The sequence below is a fragment of the Methylobacterium bullatum genome (genome assembly GCF_014845095.1).
Classification (GTDB): Bacteria; Pseudomonadota; Alphaproteobacteria; order Rhizobiales; family Beijerinckiaceae; genus Methylobacterium; species Methylobacterium bullatum.
The window spans coordinates 1-1,176 of sequence record NZ_NKUG01000304.1; the positions used below are offsets into that span (position 1 = coordinate 1).

At 62.3% G+C, this 1,176-nt stretch carries 2 protein-coding genes; one reads left to right on the top strand and one right to left on the bottom strand.

Features of this window, described 5'->3' with window-relative positions:
* Positions 1-567, bottom strand: a 567-nt coding sequence (locus MBTS_RS23305; protein ID WP_192216608.1) for an alcohol dehydrogenase catalytic domain-containing protein, incomplete at its 3' end; no start/stop codon positions are given.
* A gap of 394 nt (positions 568-961) precedes the next feature.
* On the opposite strand from MBTS_RS23305, the gene MBTS_RS23310 reads away from it, so the two are divergent.
* On the top strand, positions 962-1,176 hold a 215-nt coding region (locus MBTS_RS23310; RefSeq protein ID WP_244973634.1), incomplete at its 3' end, for a methylmalonyl-CoA mutase family protein.

Genomic DNA, 1,176 nt, shown 5'->3' on the forward strand with positions numbered 1-1,176 from the left:
GAGGGTCAGCGTGTAGCAGGCGCCTTCCTCCCAGGTGAGGTGCTGCGGTCGCTTCATCAGCTGGCGCGACTGCACCCGGCAGAATTGCGCGAACGAGCCGTCCGGGGTCTCGTAGCCCCAGATCCGCTGCGAGGGCGAGAACATCGGGTCGCCGCCGTTGCATTCCTCGTCGTCGCCGTCGTCGCGGTTACAATGGACGATGACCTCGTCGCCGACCTTCCAGCGCTTCACCTTGGCGCCCACGGCCCAGACGATGCCAGAGGCATCCGAACCGGCGATATGGTAATCGGCCTTGTGCACGTCGAAGGGGGAGATCGGCTCGCCGAGCCCGGCCCACACGCCGTTGTAGTTGATACCGGCGGCCATGACGTAGACCAGCACTTCGTCGTCGCCGATCTCCCAGGTCGGCACCACCTCGACCTGCATCGATTCCTCCGGCGGGCCGTGACGCTCGCGCCGGATCGCCCAGGCATACATCTTCGCCGGAACGTGGCCGAGGGGCGGGATCTCGCCCAACTCGTAGAGGTCCTTGCCCTCGGTCGTATTCAAGGCCGCACTCGCCGACATCTTGGCTCTCCCGGTTATTCTTCTGAGCGACCCTATATCGACGAACCTGAACTGCTCCAAGGCCCCCTAAATGGCCATGACCCGTCACCACGCTTCCGCACCGGAGCCGTCGGTCGGGTCAATTTGTGTATTCAAAATATTGTTGCTTCAACAGACTGGCAAAGTCGGCGCATTCCGCATCGAAATCAATGCTTTAGAGCGACTTCGCATCTGCCTTGTCGTGCGGCGTCCTTTAATTCGCTTGATCCTGGCGTCTAGAATTTTTCGAAACATTCTGAGCCATGAGCCGAGAAGTCCGACCTTCGGCCAGATGACGGACGCCCGAGGCTTGGATAGGGTGCCGCACAATAAGCGCGAGATGGCGCGGCCGTTGGAATCGAGTGGAGTCAGTGGAATGAGCGCGAGTGCGACCGTCGCCGAGGTCAAGCGCGACAAGCCCTGGATCATCAGGACCTATGCCGGCCATTCCAACGCCAAGGAATCGAACGCCCTCTACCGGGGCAACCTCGCCAAGGGTCAGACCGGCCTGTCGGTGGCCTTCGATCTGCCGACCCAGACCGGCTACGATCCCGACCACGAACTGGCGCGCGGCGAGGTCGGCAAGGTCGG